Origin of the sequence: Mesorhizobium sp. WSM3224, assembly GCF_000427725.1 — a bacterium.
In the GTDB taxonomy this organism is placed as follows: Bacteria; Pseudomonadota; Alphaproteobacteria; order Rhizobiales; family Rhizobiaceae; genus Mesorhizobium.
The window spans coordinates 243,712-264,093 of record NZ_ATYO01000005.1; the positions used below are offsets into that span (position 1 = coordinate 243,712).

The following is a 20,382-nucleotide window of genomic DNA, read 5'->3' on the forward strand; positions in this document are numbered from 1 at the left end:
CAGATAAACTGCAGAGGATTCGCAAGCGCAGGGCTGGCGCCGCGCTAACTTCGCCGGAGGATGTCTGCGAGCCTCAGATCGTAGTAGGGCATCATCTGCCGGCGAGGCTCGCAACAGGCCCATGTTTTGGCCGCACGCAACCGGCTTCAACGATACTCGAAGATCGAACGGAATATCCCGGGCGCCACGACGGATAGCGGATTGATGTTGAGCGTCGGCTTGTTTGCGTTGCCGCGCAGCCGGTAGGTGACGCCGATCAGGCCGCGGTCGCGCCCGTTGCCGAGCAGCGGACCGAACAGCGGCAATTCGCCGAAGATGCGGTTCAGCCCGTAGACCGGCATGAAGGTGCCGGTCATGTCCATGTTGTTGTCCGGATCGTAGAGCGTGCCCTGGAAGGTCGTGCCGATGCGCGGGCCGCGCAGCAGGCCGTTCGCCAGTTTCAGATAGCCGGAGCCCTTGTCGATCTCGGCGAAGCCGCGCTCGAACTGCACCCGGGACGTATCGATCTTGCTTTTGACGGCTTCGTTCAGGCTGCGTGTATCGCCGGCCGGCGTGGTCGACACGATCGAGGCCAGCTTGGGCTCGTTGACCACGTAGAAATTGCTGGCATCCACCTGGCCCTTCATCGGCCCGTCGGCGGCGCCGGAAAGCGACAGCGTGATCGCACCGCCTTCCATATGCTCGTAGACGTTGAGGAAACGCAGGATCGCGCCGGCATCGGCCGACTTCACCCTGAGCACGCGGCCGCCTTCGCTGGTGGTGTTGTTGATCGCAATCGCGGCGCCCGAGCTCGCGGCGGCGGTGACGTTGAGCCCGTTCACGCGCGATCCGGCGGCGCTGTACTCGAGCTTGAGATTGGACAGCGCCTCGTCGTGGAAACCGGTCAACGACGCCACATCGGCGCTCACCGAGATCGCGCCACTGCCGGCGCCCTTGGTGGCGGTGTCGACATCGGACGTGAACTGCTTGATCAGCGAGCGGGCGTCGAGCGATGCGCCGCTGACGTCGACGGCGTAGCTCTTGCCGGCGCGCTTGACCGAAACGGCGACGTCGTCGCCTCTGTTCAGCGCAACTTTGCTGAAGCGAGCCGTGGACAATGAGCCGTTGACCAGCGTCACGCTGCCTTCGATCGAAAAGCTTTTTCCGTCGAGATCGAAATCCGTCAATGTGGTGGTGCTGCCGGACTTCGCCATATCGAAGCTGACCTTGGCGGGAATGCCGGCGCCCTTGCTCCATCCTGCCCAGGGAATGTCGAGCCTGGCGTTGGTCAGATCCGCGGAGACCTGCTGGGCGCCCTCGCCGCTCTTGTCGATGGCCACCTTGATGGTTCCCGAGAGCAGGTCCGACAGGCCGGGCATACTGGCGTTGCGCGTCTTGTCGTCGAGAACCAGCTCAATCTTGCGGCTTCGCGCCGGCCCGTCGTTGGCGAGTGGCTCGATCAGGTCGAGCTCTGCCGGAATGCCGTTGAGCTTGGCCTCGGCGGAAATCACCGCCTGCTTTGGCCCGACGGTGATCGAGCCATTGGCCTCGGTCACGGTCTGGTCCTCGAAAGGCTTCGCCAGCGACAGGTCCTGATAGTCGAGCGAGACCAGCCAATCGAGCCTCGATGTATCCATGCCCCTTGTCAGCGGAATGTCCGCCCTGACGTGGCCTGTGACGGTGCCCGACAGGTCTTCCGGCGCCAGCCCGACATGGCGCATGGCATTGATCGGCTCGTAGGAGGCAAGCTCGGCTATCGCCGGAGCCTCCCCGGCGACATCGATCTCAAGCCCGCCGATCACCATCGGCCGGTTAGCGTTCTTGATCGCCAGCGTGCCGCCGCTTGCCGCAACGGTGCGGCCGCTCGGCATATAGACGCTGCCCGAGGAGAGCGCGATGTCGACATCGTTGCCGTGGAACGCAACGACACCGACGGCGTCGCGGATCGGCGGGATGCGCCCGGCGGTATCGAAGCGCGATCCTTCGATCTGGAAGCGGCCGAACACTTCGTCGCCGGCAAGCGGCACGCCGTTGCCCAGGCGGCCCGGCGCGACCTGGAACTGCAGATTGGCGTCCGTCACGGTGCCGCCGAACAGATTGCGCAACACCCAAAGCCGCGCGTTGCGGGCCGAGAACCATGGCCACAATTGCTTGACATGCGTGACCGGCATGTCGTGGACGTTGAGCGATAGCGATATGCCCGGTGGACCATTGTCGATGAAGGCGACCGTGGCCGCGCCCAGCACCTCGCCCGATCCGCCGGACCGGACGCCGATCTGCTCGGCGACGAGCTTGCGGCTTTTCGGCTGATAGACCCCGGCGATGCGGGCCACGAACTGAAGCGCCGGTTCCGGCGATTCCGAAGGCGCCAGCGTCGAGCCGTCGCTGGTGAGATCATAGCGGTAGGCAGCCTCCTCCCCCGAAGCTGTCGGCTTCGGCCCGATCGATCCGGCAAAGTCGAAGCTGGAACGGCCGCTCTTGATCCGCAGCCGGTCGACCGAGATCTTGTTCGAGCCGGCCACCAGCGTGGCATCGGCGTCGACATCGGCCGGCAACAGGCCGCGCTCGTTCAGGTCGAGCACTGAACCGGTGAGCGACAGCGAGACCGCCAGGTGCGACGGGTTGTCGCCCGACGCTTCCGAGCCCGAAAGCTTCAGCGCGATCGAACCCAGTTTGCCGCCCTCGGCCGACGGGGCAGTCTCGGTCGAACCGCTCTCGCTGGAATTGCCGGCGCCGGCGATCTCGAGGTTGGCGTCCAGCGACGCGATCCGCCTTGCCGTGGCATCGCGGATCGCCGAAGCGGTCAAGGTCGCGTGCCGGCCGTCGACATCTGCATCGTAGGAGAACTGCATGCGCCCCGTGCCGGTCTGCGCGACGGTCGCCGAGGCGACGGTCACACGCTTGACCAGCCCGGTATCCGGCAATTCGAACTCGACGTTGCGCAGATCGATCTGGCGCATCGAATCCTCGCGCACGGCATCCAGCGCGTCGTTGACGCTGGCGAACACCGCCGCCGACACTTTCTCCGGGTCGGCAAGGCCATCCTTGTTGCGCAGCGCCGCCGTCCAGTCGCCGCCGCCGGAGGGCATCGCGGCCACCACGATATGGGCATCGGAAAATCTGGCGCTGGTCAGCCGGACGTCGCCGGAAAGCAGCGGCAGCAGGCGCATGCCGAAACGCACGCGCCCGATATCGGCCATCGGCTTGCCGTCAGCCGTCCTGAGGCTGACGTCGCTCACCTGCAAGGCGACGAAGCTCGATCCGTCGAGCGTCAGCCGCGCCGCGCCGACGGTGACGTTGACATCGACACCGGCCAGCTTCTCGATGGCTGTCTCCGCCTCGGTCCTGAGCCGTTCCGTGCCGATGCCCGAGGCGCCGAGGACATAGACGCCCGCCGCGGCCAGAAGCATGAATGCGCAAAGCCCGGCAAACACGCGACCGAGAATGCGGAAACGCCGCCGCACGGCTGCCCGGCCGAGCGGCGGCACGCTGCACGCGGATGGAAGCGTCGCCAGGTCGGTGATCTCGTCACGCCTGAACCTTATCTTCTCGTGCTGCGGGTCTTCCTGATCCAAGCAATCTTCCGTTGTGACGAACTCGTCGTGGACGAATCCCCGCCTCACGTTATATCGATGATTTCCCGCGCGTAACCGCAAACAAGGGCATCGATATGGTTGATCTCGACGTCGGCGACGTTGCGCCGCAATTCGACCTTCCGCGCGACGGCGGCGGCTCCCTTAGCCTTGCCGCCTTCCGGGGCAAGCCTGTTGTACTCTACTTCTATCCGCAGGACGACACCACGAGTTGCACCAACGAGGCGATCGGCTTCTCGCAGTTGAAGCGGGAATTCGAGAAGGCCGGCGCCGTGGTGATCGGGCTGTCGCCCGATAGCGTGAAGAAACACGACAAATTCAAGGCAAAGTACGATCTTACCGTCGATCTCGTCGCCGACGAGGAGCGCCAAGTGATCGAGGCCTATCATTTGTGGGTCGAGAAAACGATGTACGGACGCAAATATATGGGTGTCGAGCGCGCCACCTTCCTGATCGGAAAGGACGGCCGCATCGCCCGCATCTGGCGCCAGGTTCGCGTCAAGGGCCATGCCCAAGAGGTGCTTGAGGCCCTGCGCGCGCTCTGACGCACCGAAGCCGCCTCGCCGCAACCCGTTGCCCGCAATACGGGAATAGGTTGCGCCGGATTGCGGCCGGCAAAACTTTGTTAACCCTAATAATGTGTAGTCAGGCTCGTCGTTGGTCCCGTAACGAAAGCTTGGTCCCCGTGAAACCAACCGGTCAGTCAGCTGTCTTCGGCAGGCGCAAGGAACCGCATACGGTCATCATCGCCCGGGGCAACGAGATAAGACATTTCACCATCCGCCCCTGGCTGGCCGCCTTTATCGGCTCGGCCCTGGCGGCGATAGCCATCGGCTACCTGCTCGCCACTTCCTACCTGGTGCTGCGCGACGACCTGATCGGCGCCACAACGGCCAGGCAGGCACGCATGCAGCAAGCCTACGAGGACCGCATCTCGGGGTTGCGCGCCCAGGTCGACCGCATCACCAGCCGCCAACTTCTCGACCAGCAGCTGATGGAGACCAAGGTCAGCGAGTTGCTGGCAAGGCAGACGCAGCTCAGCGAACGCCACGGACGGCTTGGCCCGATCCTCGAGCGCGCCGAAAACGAGGTCGGCGACGCACCCGCGACTAGCGCGGCGACGCCCAAGCCCGACGAAAATCCAGAGATCACCGGCAGCCTTTCGCAGGCGCCGACCTATTCCGTCGCATCCTTGGGCGCCGGCGACACAAGGCCGTTCTCGCTCTGGTCGACAAGATCCGATCCGCTTGACGGCGAAACGGCCGCCGATCGCGCCGACAAGCTGTTCGTCTCGATCAACGCCGCGCTGAAGGCCATTGAGAGCCAGCAGCTCTCGCGCATCACCACGCTTGCCGACAACGCCTACAAGAATGCCGATGCCATCGCGCAGGCGCTGCAAGCGGCGGGCCTCCCGGTCGACAGCGAACTCGGGAAGAGCGATGTCGGCGGCCCGCTGGTTCCGCTCGATCCCTCGATGGTTTTCGACAGCAAGGTCAAGGAACTGGACGAAGCGCTCGATGCGCTCGACGGGGTCAAGAAGGAAGCGCGCAAGCTGCCGCTCGCCAACCCCGCCCCTGGTCATGCCGTGACCAGCCCATTCGGCGTGCGCACCGACCCGATCCTGGGCAGCGCCGCCTTGCACACGGGAATGGATTTCAGGGCACCGATCGGCATGCCCGCCAAGGTCACGGCCGCCGGCACCGTCACCAGGGCCGGCTGGGCCGGTGGCTACGGCCGCATGATCGAGGTCGACCATGGCAACGGCTTTGCCACACGCTACGGACATTTGAGCGAAATCGATGTGAGCGTTGGCCAGAAGCTGGCCGCCGGCGACATCATCGGCAAGACCGGAAGCAGCGGCCGCTCCACTGGTCCACACCTTCATTACGAAGTGCGCCACGATGGCGAGGCGATCGACCCGCTGCGCTTCCTGACCGTCGGCAAGAAGGTCGCGCAGTACCTTTAGGCCGTAGACTCATTGCAGGTGCGGACAACGACGAGTTTGACGGCGGCAAGGTAGTTTTCGGTCGGCGAACGACCCCATCTATGCCATCGGCCGCGGGATGCTGACGGCCCTTGAAGCGGCCATGTATCCACAATAGGTCAGGCAAGCTGTCGAAGGCGGCTGGTGGATGCACGACGACCAGATATACATCGATGAAGCGATCGCAAGGGACTTGATCTACGATCAGTTTCCTCAATTTCGAGGCGAGGAAGTTGTCGCCTTCGAGTCCACAGGCACCGTCAACGCGATTTTCCGCATCGGTTCGAAATATGCGGTACGTTTTCCTCTGCGGATGATGGATCCCGCCGAATGCACCGGCGTACTGGAGGCGGAGGCGAAAGCCAGCGTCGAATTCAACGAGAATTGCCCCTTCCCAAGCCCACGACCAATCGCCATGGGTCGGCAAAGCTCAACCTATCCATTGCCGTGGCTCGTGCAGACATGGATAGACGGGCAAACTGCCACGCCGTCCCGGCTGAGTACGTCATCCGCTTTCGCGCTCGACCTTGTCCGGCTGATAACTTCCCTTCGCGTGGCAGATCTGAAAGGGCGGACATTCGACGGCCGGGGACGGGGCGGAAATCTGTCCGATCATGACGCCTGGATAGAGGTGTGTTTGTCCAAGAGCGAAGATCTCCTGGAGGTGGATCGTCTTCGAGAGATGTGGAAGGACTTTCGTGAACTGCCATTTCCAGGGCACGAGGTCATGAGCCATAAAGACCTCATTCCGGCGAATCTCTTGGTACGGGACGAGCGCCTGATCGGGGTGCTCGACACTGGCGCTTTCGGTCCTGCCGATCCCTCGCTCGATCTCGTCGTTGGGTGGCATCTACTCGACCGCGACAGCCGGACCGTCTTCCGCGAAACCCTGCATGCCGATGACCTGGAATGGAGACGTGGCGCAGCCTGGGCGTTTCAGCAGGCTATGGGCTTGGTCTGGTACTATAGAACAACGAACCCAACCATGAGCGATCTGGGCCGAAGCACGATTTCACGCCTTCTCGAGAACTACGGCAACTAGGCCGGAATCCACCGATTGTCATGTCTGCTCGTGACGGTTCCTTTTTGGAAGCGACCTTCAGCTCTCTGCCCATCGCGGCACGGGCGTCGTGGCCGCAGGCATGCATTCTGCGTCGTTTGCCGAAGACGGCCGGTCAGGATTTGACATGGATATCCCGCGGGAACTTCGTCAGCGTCTCGTTGCCGGCGTCGGTCACCAAGATGGTCTCGCTGATCTCGATGCCCCAGCCATCCATCCACATGCCCAGGATGGAATGTACGACATTGCCGGGTTGAAGCACCGTCTTGTCGCCAGGTCTCAGGCTGATCGTGTGCTCGCCCCAATCGGGCGGATAGGCAACGCCGATGGAATAGCCGATGCGCGATTCCTTCTTAAGCCCGTGGCGCTGGATGACCTTGCGCCAGGCGGCTTCGACCGCTTCGGCGGTCGTGCCCGGCCGGATCGTATCGAGCACCGCGTCCATGCCTTCGATCACCGCCCTTGCCGTGTCCGCGACACGCGTCGGCGTCTTGCCGAGTTGCATCGTCCTGGCAAGCCCGGCTGCGTAGCGGCGGCAGACGCCGGCAAGCTCGAGCGCAATCGTTTCGTCCTTTCCGAACCGCCGGTCGCTCCACATGATGTGCGGCGCGGAAGCGTTTTCGCCGCCGAGGATCGTCGGCGGCAGCGCCGTGATGTCGCCGGCGAAATCGGGACTGCCCGCGATCTGCGCCGCCTGGATGGCGGCGATCGCATCGCATTCGCGCACACCCGGGGCGATCACTTCGAACGCCCGCGCGACCGCCGCCTCGGCCAGCCTCGATGCCTTGCGCAGATAGGCGATTTCGGGCGTCGACTTGACCGCGCGGATCCAGTTCACGAGGAGATCGGCGTCGTGCCATTTCGCGTTCGGCGACCCGGCGACAAGCCGCGCATGCGCCTTCGGCGAAAAATAATAGGCTTCGAGCTCGATGCCGATATGGCGGGCGCCCCAGCCCTTGGCGACGATCCAGGCCGCGATCCAGTCCATCGGATGCCGATCGGCGCGCTGGACATGGTCCTCCGGGAAGCCCACCACGTTTTCCGGCTTCATCCATGCCGTCAGCAAGCCGCCGGCCGCGTCCATGGCGCGGCCTATCCAGACAGGCTCGGCATCCTCGATCGGGACAAGCACGACCTGCGGCGTATAGAAGGACCAGCCGTCATAGCCGGTGATGTAATGCTGGTTGGCGACGTCGTTGACAATCAGGAGCTCGATGCCGCGCTTAGCCATCTCGGCACGGATTTTTCCGAGCCGCTGCCGGTACTCTTCGCGACCAAAGGGCAGTTCAATCATCTTTTCTCCTCGCCGGATCGATCTGGTCGGGGACGAGCCGCGGCTTCCCCTGCCGCCCACCATTGCGGTGGTTTTGACGGCCGGCAATCGGCCAGGACGGCGCATAGGCAGGGCCTAATGCATGTCGCCCAGAAGTGTGCAGCGGTTCTGGGACAACGACATGCATAAAAATAAAACTCCCGGCCCTCTCCACCGACATGGTCAACTCCTATCTGAAACGAGCCGGCGGTCCGCCTGCCGAATATGGAGAGCGATTGGCTCGCCGCGGTCGTTCGTTGGGCGGCGCATCATAGAATATCACGGCCGGCCCGAACCGCAGTGGTTGGCATCACCTCCTTGGCCTCTCGACAACCACAAATAGCGAGCGATAATCGGCGCACGCCCGGCAACCAAGGCATTCATCGGGCGTTTAACTGCTTCGCTTTAGGATGTTGATAGAAATCAAAAATGGGAGACGAATCGTGGCAAAGACCTCAATTTTCTTGATCCGAATAGCGTTGGCAGTCAGTTGCGTCATCGGCTTGGCTGCGACCGCCACTGCCCTTTTCCCCACCGCCGCCTCGGCCCAGCAGCTGCGGCGATGCGCGAATGAGGGCGGCATATGCCGCTTGCCCTACCCCACGCAAGTGATCTACGGCGCCCGGGGGCGGACCACCGCACGGTTTTTCGACCGTCGGGCCGTGCCCTGCTCGAATCGCCTTTTTGGCGACCCCGCCCCTGGCCGTGAAAAGGCCTGTTACTTCGTCGCGCGCGGTGGCGGCGACTATGGCGATGACGACAACTACGGGGACGACGATTACGGCTCACGCCCGGACCGCGGCGGATGGGCGGTCTGCGCCAGGGAGGGTGAATTCTGCGATTTCCGCGGCCGCGCGATGGTCAGGTACGGCGCACGTGGCCAGTACGCGCAGGATGTTTTCAGGAACGGTGTCAGATGCGGCAACGACGCCTTTGGCGATGACCCTGCTCCGGGCGCTCGCAAACGCTGCTACGTCAGGCAGTAGCCGCGCCTGAACCCGGCGCTCGACAAGGTGGCGGCCCCGGCAAGGGCCGCTGCCGCATTCTGCTTCGGCTTGTCCGGCAGGCTGGTGGGCGATGACGGGCTCGAACCGCCGACATCTTCGGTGTAAACGAAGCGCTCTACCAACTGAGCTAATCGCCCGCTTGAGGGCGGACCTTTAAGCAGTTAGGGCCGCATTCGCAAGGCCAAATGAGCGCCCGGCGCATGCGCCACCAGGCGGATTTCCGCAACCTCGCCGCCGCTGTCAAAAAACCTTCTCCTGATTGCTGTAATGCTTGAATGCCGCGCTTGACACCCGCAGGCGAACCCCTTATCCACCGCCCCAACGACGAACACCTGACACGTGCTCGTCTGTGCGCGGGTGTAGCTCAGTCGGTTAGAGTGCCGGCCTGTCACGCCGGAGGTCGCGGGTTCGAGCCCCGTCACTCGCGCCATCTTTTCAAGGGTTTAGGCCCTTTCCCTCTAAAGAGTTTCAACTTTCATTTCCGGAACGTTTCAACTTTGTATTCGTTTGCGTTCTTGGCCTAGCAATTGCGGCCTTTGCGCCGGTTGCGGCTGGTCCCGCGACCAGTGAACGTACGTCGCAGCTAGGCTTTTGATCCCGGAACCATTCCAATCTTGTCTCGTTCAGCCCACTGGCGAAAAAGACGGGAGATCAAGATGGCTGTGAGATGCCGCATTTCGATCGATGATGCCAGGGATGTCGACGAGCTCGCCTTCCAGGAATTGCCGCGGGTCGGCGAAAGCGTGTCGATGCCGGTCGAAGGATCGAGCAGGGACCTTCGGGTTCTGCGCGTCGTGCATATGCCCGGCAGCGAGCAGGGCGCAACGACCATGCTGGAGCTGACCAGCAGGATACTTTAGCGCGACCCCGGACTCGATCTCGGAAATCACTCGCCCAGTATGACGCCGGACGCAACAATCTGGGCCGTCCGTTGGGTGAGCTTCTCGCGCTTTACAAGAGTTGGCTTTTGATAGGGCTTTTTCATCCCACCGTTCCGGCAGACTGCCTTGCCTCGGACAAGACAATGAAACGCGCGCGCACTCGTTGCGTTCCGAAGGGCGGGTTGATGGCCGAATTTCGACTAGCGCGGACGCGCTCGATGGACTGGTGGCGTGGAATTTGCCGATACCAGGTCTGCCTCAGTGCCTTGCCGTTTGTAGATCAGCCGGACCACCAGTCCGACATATCCAACCTGAAGAATGATCATCGCAAGGATGGACCAGCCGATCGCCTTCCAGACCGAGCCGGTTTCCAGCTCTGCCCAGATCGCCGTGATGAACGACGTCGCGAACATGCCCATCAGAAATTGAGGAAAATACATCGGCATTGGCACCCAAGGCTTTGGCGTTTAGGCGGCCCTTAACTCAACTGGGAAAAGAGCCCGCCGCTCCATTCGCGGAGTGGCGGGGCCCCCAAATTTGCCCCCCGGCTACCGGGGCACAGTCCGCCCCGGCATCGCTGACAGTGCAATTGCGGTGCCAGACACAGTGATCCATTACGGGACACCTATGCGGTCGACGCAAGAGGTCAGCGCCGAATAACATTAACCGTTGCTAATATGCCACCGTGTGGTCGCAAGAGACCGAATTGTAAGGGGTTGCGGCAGGCACACTGTCGGGCGAGATGTTGGGAACGCCGGTGAGACTGCGCGCGAGGCTGGCGACTTCAAGCCTGCGCCAGCAGCGCCTCGACTTCCTTGAGGGTCGGCATTGACGGCGCGGTGCCGGGGCGGGTCACCGAAATGCCGGCGACCGCGCAGGCAAAGCGCACGGCCTCCAGCGGTTCGACGCCCTTTGCCAAGGCGGCGGCGAGGCCGCCATTGAACGCATCGCCCGCCCCCGTGGTCTCGACCACCGGGCCGGCATTGACCGCGCCGACATGCTCGGAACGGCTCTTGGTATGCAGCAGCGCGCCGTTCTCGCCGAGCGTCACGATAACGGCGCCGGCGCCCTTGGCCAGCAGGCTGTCGGCGGCGCGGCGCGCATCGTCGATCGACGACACCTTTATGCCGGTCAGCCCTTCGGCCTCGGTCTCGTTGGGCGTGACATAGTCGCAAAGCGCGTAGATGCTGTCCGGCAGCGTGGCGGCCGGCGCCGGGTTGAGGATAGTCGTCACCCCTGCCCCGCGCGCGATTTCCAGCGCTTTCAGGGCTGCGTCAATCGGCTGTTCGAGCTGGGTGACGAACACGCCGGCGGATCGGATCAGGCGGGCATGCGCCTCGATGTCGGCGGGCGAGATCAGCATCGCGGCGCCCGGGCTGACGATGATGGCGTTGTTGCCGCTGCCTTCCTCGATGAAGATATAGGCCGCGCCCGTATAGCTGTCGGGCGTATCGATCACGGCGCTTTTCACGCCTGCGCCCTTCCAGGTCTGCTTTGCCATGTCGGCGAACGCATCGACGCCGAGCCTGGTCAGGAAAGTGATGTCGGCGCCGAGCTTGCCGGCGGCCACTGCCTGGTTCGAGCCTTTGCCACCCGGGCCAAGCTTGAAGGAATTGCCGAGGATCGTCTCGCCCAGGCGTGGCTGGCGATCGGCGCGATAGGCGGTGTCGGCGACGAACACGCCCAAAATCACGACAGGCTTGCCGTTGGCCATTGTTTCATTCCGCATCCGGCGGCACCACGCCCTTGCGGAAGGCAAAGCAGCCATAGAAGCGGCGCTCGCCGGTCTGGATCACGCAATAGGCCTTCTTGGATCGTTCGTAGAAGGCGTAGCGCTCGATCGAGATCATCGGCCAGGGCTTGCCTTCGGCGGCGTCGACCTCCTTCTGAACCTCCTTCTGCACCGGTGGAATCTCGTTCGGCTTGCCGACGATCTCCATGCGCGCCGCCGCATCGTTGACGAAAGTATCCAGCGGGTAGAGCGACAGCACCGCCTTCACCACGTCCGCGGCCGATGCGTCGATGCGTAAAAGCTTGCCGAGCACCGTCTCCCGAGCCACGGAGTCGGACGGGAAATTGGTGTCGGCGATGATCAGGTCGTCGCCGTGGCCCATCGCCCGCAGCGCCTGGAGCACATCGGCATTGAGAAGCGGATTGATCCCTTTGAGCATGGTTTCCTCTTGGAAGTCTGTGTGCGGTCAGAGACGCTTGCCGGTCCCGGCGTCGAAAAGGTGGACCTGGTCCAGACGGGGCTTGAGCTTCAGCGTGTCACCTGGCTTGAAGTCGTGGCGCTCGCGAAACAGCGCCACCATCTCGCCCTCGCCGAAACGCACGAAAGCCAAGGTCTCGGAGCCGGTCGGCTCAACCACCGAGATCTTGGACTCGACGCCGTCCGGATGGATCTCCAGATGTTCCGGCCGCACGCCATAGACAACGGCCTGGCCTTCCTCGGCAACGGCGCTCGACGGCATCGGGAACGCCGTGCCGGCGATCTCGACCGCCGGCTTCTCGGCCTTCTTCACGGTGCCCTTTAGCAGGTTCATCGACGGCGAGCCGATGAAACCGGCGACGAAAAGGTTCGCCGGGCGATCGAACAGTTCCAGCGGCGCGCCGACCTGCTCGATGCGGCCGTCGCGCATCACGACGATCTTGTCGGCCATGGTCATGGCCTCGATCTGGTCGTGGGTGACGTAGATGGTGGTGGTCTTCAGCCGCTGGTGCAGTTCCTTGATCTCGGTGCGCATCTGCACGCGCAGCTTGGCGTCGAGGTTGGAAAGCGGCTCGTCGAACAGGAACACCTGGGGGTTGCGCACGATGGCGCGGCCCATGGCGACGCGCTGGCGTTGGCCGCCCGAAAGCTGGCGCGGATAGCGCTTGAGATAGGGCGCGAGGTCGAGGATGTCGGCGGCGCGCTTGACCTGCTCGGCGACGACGGCCGGATCGGTGCCGCGCAGCTTCAGCGCGAAAGCCATGTTCTGCTCCACCGTCTTGTGCGGGTAGAGCGCGTAATTCTGGAACACCATGGCGATGTCGCGCTTTGCCGGCGGCAGATTGTTGACGACGCGGTCGCCGATCGAGATCGTGCCGCCGGAAACGGTCTCCAGCCCGGCCACCATCCTCAGCAGCGTGGACTTGCCGCATCCCGACGGGCCGACCAGCACGACGAACTGTCCGTCGGCAATGTCGACGCTGACCTCATGCAGGACCTTGACGGTTCCGAACGCCTTGGCCACACTGCTGATCGCGACTTGAGCCATTGTCTCCCCTTTATCTTTGCGGTGAAGCTAGCCACTGCCAAGGGCAACGGCAAGTCAGTATCTTATAGGTAAAAAGCCTATCTTGTTGACAAGGTAATCGATTACGCGAATAGTGGCGAGGGCCAATCCGACAGCCGTATCTTACCGGGAAATCGGAGCTTCGGCGACGCAGGGTGGGGTCCACGTCCCCGTATGGTCGAGGAGAACCGTGAGACGTTTCGACGTCCGAGAGATTGGCACTTCAAATTCAATCGCTGTTGTTCTGGGAGGAACCTGTAGATGAGAGTCGACCTGTATGAAAAACTGATGCGCGCCGGCGCCAGCCGCCGCGATCTGCTGAAGGGTGCTGCGAGCATGGCCGCGATCGCCGCCGCGTCCGGCGCCGGGCTCGGCGCGCTGACGAGGCCTGCCGCGGCCGCCAGCGAATTGCGCGCCAAGATCCTGCAGATACCCGGCGTCGGCAAGGGGCAGCCGACGGATGCCGACTTCCAGAAGGTCGGCGAGCTCTGTCTCGACGCCACCAAAGCCAATGTCAAGCAAGGCGAGTTCGCCGGCGTAGAGCTCACCTTCATGGGTCTCAACAACCAGAACCTGCACAATGTGCTGTTCCGCGGTTTTCTTAAACCATGGGAGACCTATACCGGCGCCAAGATCAACTGGATCGACCTTGCCCAGGCCGACTACAACCCGCGCCTGCAGCAGGCGATCGCAACGAACACAATCGACTTCGATATCGTCGAGATGGGAGCGCCGTTCGAAGGCGACGTCTGCGGTAAGGGGCTGACTTCCGAGATGCCGGATTGGGTCAGGAAGCAGATCGATATGGACGACCTGGTCGCCTATCTGAAGCCACCGGTCGGCACCTGGAACGGCAAGCAATATCGCGTGACCGTTGACGGCGACACGCACAACTTCAACTACCGCACCGACGTCTTCTCCGACTCCGCGTTGGCAGCAGCCTGGAAAGCCGACAGCGGCGATAAGGCGGGCCTGACGGAGTGGGGCGTGCCGAAAACCTGGCAGCAGGTGCAGGCGGCGACCAAGTTCCTAAAGGGCAAGCAAGTGAAGGGCCAGGACGTCTACGGCTATCTCGACGCGCCCAAACCCTGGGGCGGTTTCGGCTTCTACTTCCTTGGCAGCCGCGCCAGCGCTTATGCCAAGCACCCCGACGACAAGGCCTGGTTGTTCGATCCGGATACGATGAAACCGCGCGTCAACAATCCGGCCTGGGTGCGGGCGATCCAGGACGTCATCGACGCGCTACCTTTCGAGCCGCAAGATCAAATCAACGCCGATCCAAACCAGACCTGTTTCTCCCAATTCCTGGGCGGTACTGGTTCGATGCTGGCTTGGTGGGGAGATGCAGGCTCGAATGCAAAGACCAATGACTCCTCGGTCGTCGGGGACGTCACCGGCTTCTCGATCCTGCCGGGTTCCGACGACGTCTACAATTCCAAGACCGGCAAATGGGAAAAGCTCGCCAGCGGCCCGAACTATGCGCCGAACTGCGCTTATCTCGGCTGGGGCGTCTATGTCATGGCTCGCGTCGACAAGGATGAGAAGAAGAAGAAGGCGGCATGGTCAGCGGCGGCCCATCTTGGCGGCAAGGACCTGTCACTCTGGTGCGCGGCGTATCCGTCGGGCTTCCAGCCCTACCGCAATTCCCATTTCGACATTCCGGAGTGGGTGGCGGCCGGCTACGACGAGGCTTTCATCAGCTCGTATCTCAAGTCGGAAGCCGACAGCTACAACCATCCGAACGCCGCGATTGAGCCGCGCATCCCCGGCATCTTCCAGTATTATTCCGCCGCCGAGGACATCCTGGCCAACACCTTCGCCGGCAAGATGAAGGCGCAGGAAGGCGCCGACGCGATCGCCGCGGCCTGGGAGAAGCTGACCGATCAGATCGGACGCGAGAACCAGATCAAGCTCTACAAAGCCTCGCTCGGCATGTAGGCTAATCAACCAAGTCGCGGCCCGGCGACACCTCGTCGCCGGGCCGCCTGTTTAAGTTGACGCGAAAGAGGCGAGAGGCGTGGCTGAGCAGACTTCGACCGCGAATGCATGGGCGGCAGATCCGGCCGACCTGATCCCGGCCGGCCGCAAGCGCCTGGGATGGGGCCTGCTGGCCCTCGCGACGCTTGGCCTGCTGGCGATCATCGTCGTGCAGATCCTCTACAAGACCGAGATGTCCACGGTCGGCTTCTACACCTGGCGCCCGGTGGTCTACGCCTATATTTTATGGGGCATTGCACTCGGCGCCTGGCAGGTGCTGACGCGCGGCGAGGACGGCCAGCGCGCGCTGTTTCTCTTGCCGGCGCTGCTCTTCACAATCGCCATGGTGATCTTCCCGACGCTGTTCGGCTTCTACATCGCGTTGACCGATTGGAACCTCAGCTCGTTCTCGGGCCGCAAGTTCAACGGCCTCGACAATTTCTGGCAGATGCTTGCTGACCCCTATTACCGCAACGCGCTGTTCAACATGGTGCTCTACGTGCTTGCGGTCTTCGTCGAATATGCCATAGCCTTCGGCCTGGCGCTGCTGCTCAACGCGCAGATCCGGGCCCGCAAATTCTTCCGCGTCGTCTTCCTGCTGCCGTTGATGCTGTCGCCGGTCGCGGTGTCATGGATGATCGGAAAATCGCTGATGGAGTACCGGTTCGGGCCGGCGGCGACGCTGGCGCGGCATCTCGGCTGGGACAATCCCGCCTTCTTCTCCAACCCGATCACCGCGCGCATCTCGATCATGGTGCTCGACGCCTGGACCTTCATTCCGTTCATGATGATCATGTTGCTCGCCGGCCTGCAGGCGATGTCGCGTGAGGTGCTGGAGGCGGCGCGTGTCGACGGCGCGACGACATGGCAGACCTTCTGGCAGGTCATCTTCCCGCTGATGCTGCCGGTGTCGGTGACGGCGGTGATCCTGCGCATCATCTTCAAGCTGAAGCTTGCCGACATCATCATCACGGTGACGTCCGGCGGCCCCGGCGGCGCGACCGATTCCGTGTCGAGCTTCATCTACCGCGAATACCGCGACCGCTCGAATGTCGGCTACGGCACCATGCTGGCCATGGCCTATCTGGTCATCATCATCGTGTTCGTGACCTGGCTCTTGAAGTTCGCCAGTCGCTTCGTTCGCAACGTCAACTGAGCGGCCCTCATGAGCGTCCAGACCACCGACTATACCGTTTCCGAGATCCGCTCGCCGGCGGCCTTCATCACCAGCCGCGTCTTCATCTATGGCGCGCTGGTGTTCTGGGCCTTCATCTGCCTGTTTCCGATCTACTGGACGATCACCACCTCCTTCAAATCGGCGGTCGACGTCACGCAAGGCCACCTCATCCCCTTCGTCGACTTTACGCCGGACTGGAAGGGCTGGCGCTCGCTTGGGCTGTCGCCGGATTCGATCTTCCAGACATCGACCGTCCGCGACGAGTTCCTCAAGCGCTTCATGAATTCGGTCATCACCTCGGTCGGCGCGTCGGGCCTCGCCATCATCATCGGCAGCCTCGCCGCCTACGGCCTCGTTCGCTATCGCTATCACTTCGCCTGGTTCAAGAACGAGGACATTTCCTTCTTCTTCCTGTCGCAGCTGATCCTGCCGCCGGTCGTGCTGGCGCTCCCGTTCCTGGTGCTCTACCGCGAAGTGGCGCTGCTCGACACCCGCATCGGCCTTGTGCTCCTCTACACGCTGATGGTGCTGCCGATCGTCATCTGGATCATGCGCGACCAGTTCAATTCGATCCCGGTCGAATTGGAGGAGGCTGCGCTGGTCGACGGGCTGTCGATCTGGGGCGCCTTCTTCCGCATCGTCATGCCGATCGCGCTGCCCGGCATGGTCGCCGCCTTCATCCTGGCGATGGTGCTGTGCTGGAACGAGTATTTCTTCGCCGCCCTTTTGACATCCACGGACGCCAAGACCATTCCTGTCATGGTGGCGAGCCAGACCGGCTCGCAAGGCATCAACTGGTGGTCGATGGCGGCCTTGGCCACCGCCGCGATCGCGCCACTGGCAATCATCGGCATCGCGCTCGAGCGCTACCTGATCATGGGCATGACGGCCGGTTCGGTGAAATAGGGCGGCGCCTTTCCTTCTCCCCTTGTGGGAGAAGGTGGATCGGCGCGATAGCGCCGAGACGGATGAGGGGTGTTCCAGGGAACACCAGCGTCTCACTCCGCTGGAACACCCCTCATCCGGCCGCTTCGCGGCCACCTTCTCCCACAAGGGGAGAAGGAAGAACCGCGCCTACCGAACCAATATCTCCCGCAAATGGTCGAGGATCATGGCGACGCCGATCTTGCCGAGACCCGCCGAGGCTTCCGCGGCGCTCGCCGTATACCAACCCGTATTGTCGCCAAAACGACCGGCATCGACCGCCTCAGGACATAACGCCAGCATCAGTGAGGTTTCACCCTTGCCGGCGTGGTCGAACGGGTACTTGCCGTTCATCGTGGCCGGCATCAGCGGATGCACTTGCACCCAGTTGAAGACATTCTCGCCCTGGGCGTGGCCGGCGTAGTAATCGGCCATGGTGTTCGAACCCCACCAGCCTTCGCCACGCTCCTTTTCGAGGAAGCGGAAGATCGCCTGCCGGCCAGCGGTCTTGAAGGCGAGATCGGTCGGCATGCCCGCCGCGAAATTCTCGGTCTGGTGGTGGACGATGGCGTGAATGTTGCGGAAGCCGATGCGCAGCAGGCCGTAGAACAATTCCTCCGCGAAAGGCGAAAGCACCGGACCGCCGACCTGCACCGAGCCGCTGCCTTCCGGCGCCGCTACCGCATAGCTTGCCGCGCCGTAGTAGAAGGGCGGCAGGATGACGATGTCCCTCTCCTTCTCGATCAGCTCCACCGTCTTGATCACCGCCAGCGTGTCCATGCCGACCGCCATATGCTCGCCGTGATATTCGAGCACACCGAGCGGCAGCACGACCGGCCAGTTCTCCTCGATCGCCCTGCGGATCTGGTGCGGCAGCATCAGCTCGTAGCGCATCCCCTACTCCATATTGGTGTGCCTGGCGCGCATCGCCTCCGGTGTGGCATTGGTCAGGCGTTTAAGCTTCAGCACCATGATTTCGAACAAAAGAAACAGCGCGCCTTCGAATAGCGAGCCCATCGGCAGCACCGAGGTTCTTGCCGCGCCCTGATCGCTGGCCATGGTCTGCGCCGGGATAAGCAGCGTGAAATCGGCGAGCTTTGTGGCGCTGCTTGCCGGTTCGGCCGTCAAAAGCAGCACCTTCGCGCCGGCCTCGCGGGCAACCCGCATCAAAGTCAGCACGGTGGTGGTTTCGCCCGGCCCTGAACTCACCAGGAAGACATCTCCTTGCCCGAGCGGTGGCGTGGTCATGTCGCCGACGACTGAGACCGGCAGGCCGAGATGGTAGAGCCGCATGGCAAAGCCTTTCACCTGCAGCGCCTCGCGGCCGCAGCCATAGACGGCGACCTTGCCGGCGCTGGCAAGCATCTCGCAGGCGGTGTCGATCCGAGCCTCATCCGTGCGCGCCAGCACCGCGCCGAGCTCGTCCAGCGCCGTCGCGAACATCCCGGATCCCGCTTTGGTCATGACGGCTCACCCTGTCTGCCGATGGATCGCCAGGCTCTATGGATTTGGCGGCGCACCGCCCACGAAAGGCTTGTTTTTGTTCATGCTACCACCGCGAAAATCGCTGTCCAACGAGCCTCGGCACTTTTGCTGGGCCACGAGCATGATAGTGTCATGTCAGACAAATCACTCCGGGACATCGTCAGACATGAAGACACGGCATTTCGACCGCATCGGCAATGGCGGCATCACCTTCACCGAGCTCGGTTTCGGCACCGCGCCGCTCGGCAACCTCTACCGCGCCGTCTCCGACCAGGACGCCAATGCTACCTTGGAAGCAGCATGGACGGCCGGCTGCCGCTATTACGATACCGCGCCGCTCTACGGCCTCGGCCTGTCGGAAACCCGCCTCAACCCTTTCCTGCGCGGCAGGAAGCGCGACGACTATGTGCTGTCGAGCAAGGTTGGCCGCATCATGCGCGTCGCCCCGCCTGACCAGCGCACCGGCATTGGCAAGTTCTTCGACACGCCGTCGCGCCGGGAAGTCTACGACTACAGCTATGACGGCGTCATGCGCTCCTTCGAGGCTTCACTGGAGCGGCTCGGCGTCGACCGCATCGACATCCTCTTCGTCCACGACGTCGACATCTTCACCCATGGCAGCAAGGAAGGCTCGGATGCCCGCATCGAGGAGTTCATGTCGTCCGGCTATTACGGCCTGCTGGCGCTGCGCGACCAGGGCGTGATCAAGGCCTTCGGCGGCGGCATCAATGAGTGGCAGGTCGCCCAGACGCTCGCCGAGCGCGGCGACTTCGACCTTTTCCTGCTCGCCGGACGCTATACGCTGCTCGAGCAGGAAGCGCTTCAATCCTTCCTGCCGCTCTGCCAGAAGCGCGGCATCGGCATCGTGCTGGGCGGTCCCTACAATTCCGGCGTGCTTGCGACCGGACCGAAGCCCGGCGCCTTCTACAATTACAGCGAGGCGCCGAGGGAGATCCTCGATCGCGTGGCGCGCATCGAGGCCGTCTGCAAGCGCCATGGCGTACGTCTGATCGAGGCGGCGCTGCAGTTCCCCCTGCAACATCCGTCGGTGATGTCGGTGATCCCCGGCGGGCAGCGGCCGGCCGAGGTCGAAAGCAACCGTGCGCTGCTCGACACCAAGATACCGGCCGCGCTGTGGGTGGATTTGAAACAAGAAGGCCTGATGCGCGCCGACGCGCCGACGGCCTGAGCCGCCTGCTATCGGCTGCAAAAAAGAAAAGCCGGGCAAGCCCGGCTTTTCTGCTCTTAAAGAAAAAGGTCTTAGTTGACCGCGTCCTTGAGGCCCTTGCCGGCCGAGAACTTCGGCACGGTGCGTGCCGGAATCTTCACTTCTGCGCCGGTCTGCGGATTGCGGCCGGTCGAAGCAGCGCGTTTTGACACGGTGAAATTTCCGAAGCCGACAAGCCGGACATCGCCGCCCTTCTTCAGTTCGCCAGTGATCACGGAGAACACCGCATCGACGGCGGACTGCGCATCAGCCTTCGAAATGCTTGCGGAGTCGGCGACGGCGGACACCAGTTCGTTCTTGTTCATAAAAATTCCCTTCCATGAGAAAACCGGAACCTACGACTCATCCGGCAGGAAACGGACTTTAGAAAGAAGCGTTCCGGAACCCAAGCCGAAAACCGCGGAATTCCGGGCTTTTTTCCATTTTTTCGTGGCTTTTTCACATGAAAAAGCCGGGCTGAAGGCCCGGCTCTCTCTTTGTGCGCTGCAATGTTAGCAAAT

General features: G+C 62.9%; 18 protein-coding genes and 2 tRNA genes. 10 read left to right on the forward strand and 10 right to left on the reverse strand.

Features of this window, described 5'->3' with window-relative positions; genetic code table 11:
• Positions 1 to 146: 146 nt before the first annotated feature.
• A complete protein-coding gene (locus YU3_RS0111760; RefSeq protein ID WP_027166435.1) occupies positions 147 to 3,554 on the reverse strand; it encodes a DUF3971 domain-containing protein in 3,408 nt (1,135 codons plus the stop codon).
• A gap of 95 nt (positions 3,555 to 3,649) precedes the next feature.
• On the opposite strand from YU3_RS0111760, the gene YU3_RS0111765 reads away from it, so the two are divergent.
• The 3 genes from YU3_RS0111765 (at position 3,650) to YU3_RS0111775 (ending at position 6,598) form a co-directional block, all read left to right on the forward strand.
• Entirely contained in the window at positions 3,650 to 4,117 is a 468-nt protein-coding gene (locus tag YU3_RS0111765) for a peroxiredoxin (protein ID WP_027166436.1), read from the forward strand.
• Positions 4,118 to 4,257: 140 nt separating this feature from the next.
• Positions 4,258 to 5,538, forward strand: a complete 1,281-nt coding sequence (locus tag YU3_RS0111770) for a M23 family metallopeptidase (RefSeq protein WP_027166437.1) — start codon at positions 4,258 to 4,260, stop codon at positions 5,536 to 5,538.
• A gap of 166 nt (positions 5,539 to 5,704) precedes the next feature.
• Positions 5,705 to 6,598 carry an aminoglycoside phosphotransferase family protein gene (locus YU3_RS0111775; RefSeq protein WP_027166438.1) on the forward strand — a complete coding sequence of 298 codons (894 nt, stop codon included), beginning with the start codon at positions 5,705 to 5,707 and terminating at the stop codon, positions 6,596 to 6,598.
• 133 nt (positions 6,599 to 6,731) lie between these two features.
• Here the strand turns inward: YU3_RS0111775 and YU3_RS0111780 are convergent, their stop codons facing one another.
• Positions 6,732 to 7,910 (reverse strand): M24 family metallopeptidase, encoded by a 1,179-nt coding sequence (locus tag YU3_RS0111780; RefSeq protein WP_027166439.1) that lies wholly within the window; start codon positions 7,908 to 7,910, stop codon positions 6,732 to 6,734.
• A 461-nt stretch (positions 7,911 to 8,371) separates the two neighbouring features.
• Here YU3_RS0111780 and YU3_RS0111785 point away from each other — a divergent pair, with 461 nt between their 5' ends.
• On the forward strand, positions 8,372 to 8,914 hold the full coding sequence (locus YU3_RS0111785) for a hypothetical protein (RefSeq protein ID WP_051333922.1): 543 nt from the start codon (positions 8,372 to 8,374) through the stop codon (positions 8,912 to 8,914).
• Between the two features lie 82 nt (positions 8,915 to 8,996).
• Here YU3_RS0111785 and YU3_RS0111790 read toward each other — a convergent pair.
• Positions 8,997 to 9,072 (reverse strand) — tRNA-Val (locus YU3_RS0111790).
• A 216-nt stretch (positions 9,073 to 9,288) separates the two neighbouring features.
• Here YU3_RS0111790 and YU3_RS0111795 point away from each other — a divergent pair.
• Together YU3_RS0111795 and YU3_RS0111800 are read left to right on the forward strand one after the other, a co-directional pair.
• A tRNA-Asp gene (locus tag YU3_RS0111795) sits at positions 9,289 to 9,365 on the forward strand.
• A 226-nt stretch (positions 9,366 to 9,591) separates the two neighbouring features.
• Entirely contained in the window at positions 9,592 to 9,795 is a 204-nt protein-coding gene (locus YU3_RS0111800) for a hypothetical protein (protein WP_027166441.1), read from the forward strand.
• Between the two features lie 221 nt (positions 9,796 to 10,016).
• On the opposite strand, the gene YU3_RS0111805 is transcribed toward YU3_RS0111800, so the two are convergent.
• The 4 genes from YU3_RS0111805 to ugpC all read right to left on the reverse strand — a co-directional run bounded on the left by YU3_RS0111805 (position 10,017) and on the right by ugpC (position 13,073).
• On the reverse strand, positions 10,017 to 10,262 hold the full coding sequence (locus YU3_RS0111805) for a hypothetical protein (protein WP_348631170.1): 246 nt from the start codon (positions 10,260 to 10,262) through the stop codon (positions 10,017 to 10,019).
• Positions 10,263 to 10,600: 338 nt separating this feature from the next.
• Positions 10,601 to 11,530, reverse strand: coding sequence for a ribokinase (gene rbsK, locus YU3_RS0111810; RefSeq protein WP_027166443.1), 930 nt, complete (start codon positions 11,528 to 11,530; stop codon positions 10,601 to 10,603).
• A 4-nt stretch (positions 11,531 to 11,534) separates the two neighbouring features.
• A complete protein-coding gene (locus YU3_RS0111815; RefSeq protein ID WP_027166444.1) occupies positions 11,535 to 11,987 on the reverse strand; it encodes an RbsD/FucU family protein in 453 nt (150 codons plus the stop codon).
• Between the two features lie 27 nt (positions 11,988 to 12,014).
• The gene (gene ugpC / locus YU3_RS0111820; RefSeq protein ID WP_027166445.1) at positions 12,015 to 13,073 is read right to left on the reverse strand and encodes a sn-glycerol-3-phosphate ABC transporter ATP-binding protein UgpC; all 1,059 of its coding nucleotides are present in this window, start codon (positions 13,071 to 13,073) and stop codon (positions 12,015 to 12,017) included.
• Between the two features lie 279 nt (positions 13,074 to 13,352).
• On the opposite strand from ugpC, the gene YU3_RS0111825 reads away from it, so the two are divergent.
• From YU3_RS0111825 to YU3_RS0111835, 3 genes are all read left to right on the forward strand, one after another.
• Positions 13,353 to 15,029: a sugar ABC transporter substrate-binding protein gene (locus YU3_RS0111825; RefSeq protein ID WP_027166446.1), complete on the forward strand. Its 1,677-nt coding sequence runs from the start codon at positions 13,353 to 13,355 to the stop codon at positions 15,027 to 15,029.
• A 79-nt stretch (positions 15,030 to 15,108) separates the two neighbouring features.
• Positions 15,109 to 16,224 (forward strand): sugar ABC transporter permease, encoded by a 1,116-nt coding sequence (locus YU3_RS0111830; RefSeq protein ID WP_027166447.1) that lies wholly within the window; start codon positions 15,109 to 15,111, stop codon positions 16,222 to 16,224.
• 9 nt (positions 16,225 to 16,233) lie between these two features.
• Entirely contained in the window at positions 16,234 to 17,151 is a 918-nt protein-coding gene (locus YU3_RS0111835) for a carbohydrate ABC transporter permease (RefSeq protein ID WP_027166448.1), read from the forward strand.
• A gap of 168 nt (positions 17,152 to 17,319) precedes the next feature.
• Here the strand turns inward: YU3_RS0111835 and YU3_RS0111840 are convergent, their stop codons facing one another.
• A complete protein-coding gene (locus tag YU3_RS0111840; protein WP_027166449.1) occupies positions 17,320 to 18,063 on the reverse strand; it encodes a creatininase family protein in 744 nt (247 codons plus the stop codon).
• 3 nt (positions 18,064 to 18,066) lie between these two features.
• Positions 18,067 to 18,633: a 6-phospho-3-hexuloisomerase gene (gene hxlB, locus YU3_RS0111845; RefSeq protein ID WP_027166450.1), complete on the reverse strand. Its 567-nt coding sequence runs from the start codon at positions 18,631 to 18,633 to the stop codon at positions 18,067 to 18,069.
• Positions 18,634 to 18,820: 187 nt separating this feature from the next.
• On the opposite strand from hxlB, the gene YU3_RS0111850 reads away from it, so the two are divergent.
• On the forward strand, positions 18,821 to 19,843 hold the full coding sequence (locus tag YU3_RS0111850; protein ID WP_027166451.1) for an aldo/keto reductase: 1,023 nt from the start codon (positions 18,821 to 18,823) through the stop codon (positions 19,841 to 19,843).
• A gap of 71 nt (positions 19,844 to 19,914) precedes the next feature.
• Here the strand turns inward: YU3_RS0111850 and hupB are convergent, their stop codons facing one another.
• Positions 19,915 to 20,187 carry a DNA-binding protein HupB gene (gene hupB / locus YU3_RS0111855; protein ID WP_027166452.1) on the reverse strand — a complete coding sequence of 91 codons (273 nt, stop codon included), beginning with the start codon at positions 20,185 to 20,187 and terminating at the stop codon, positions 19,915 to 19,917.
• Positions 20,188 to 20,382 lie beyond the last annotated feature (195 nt).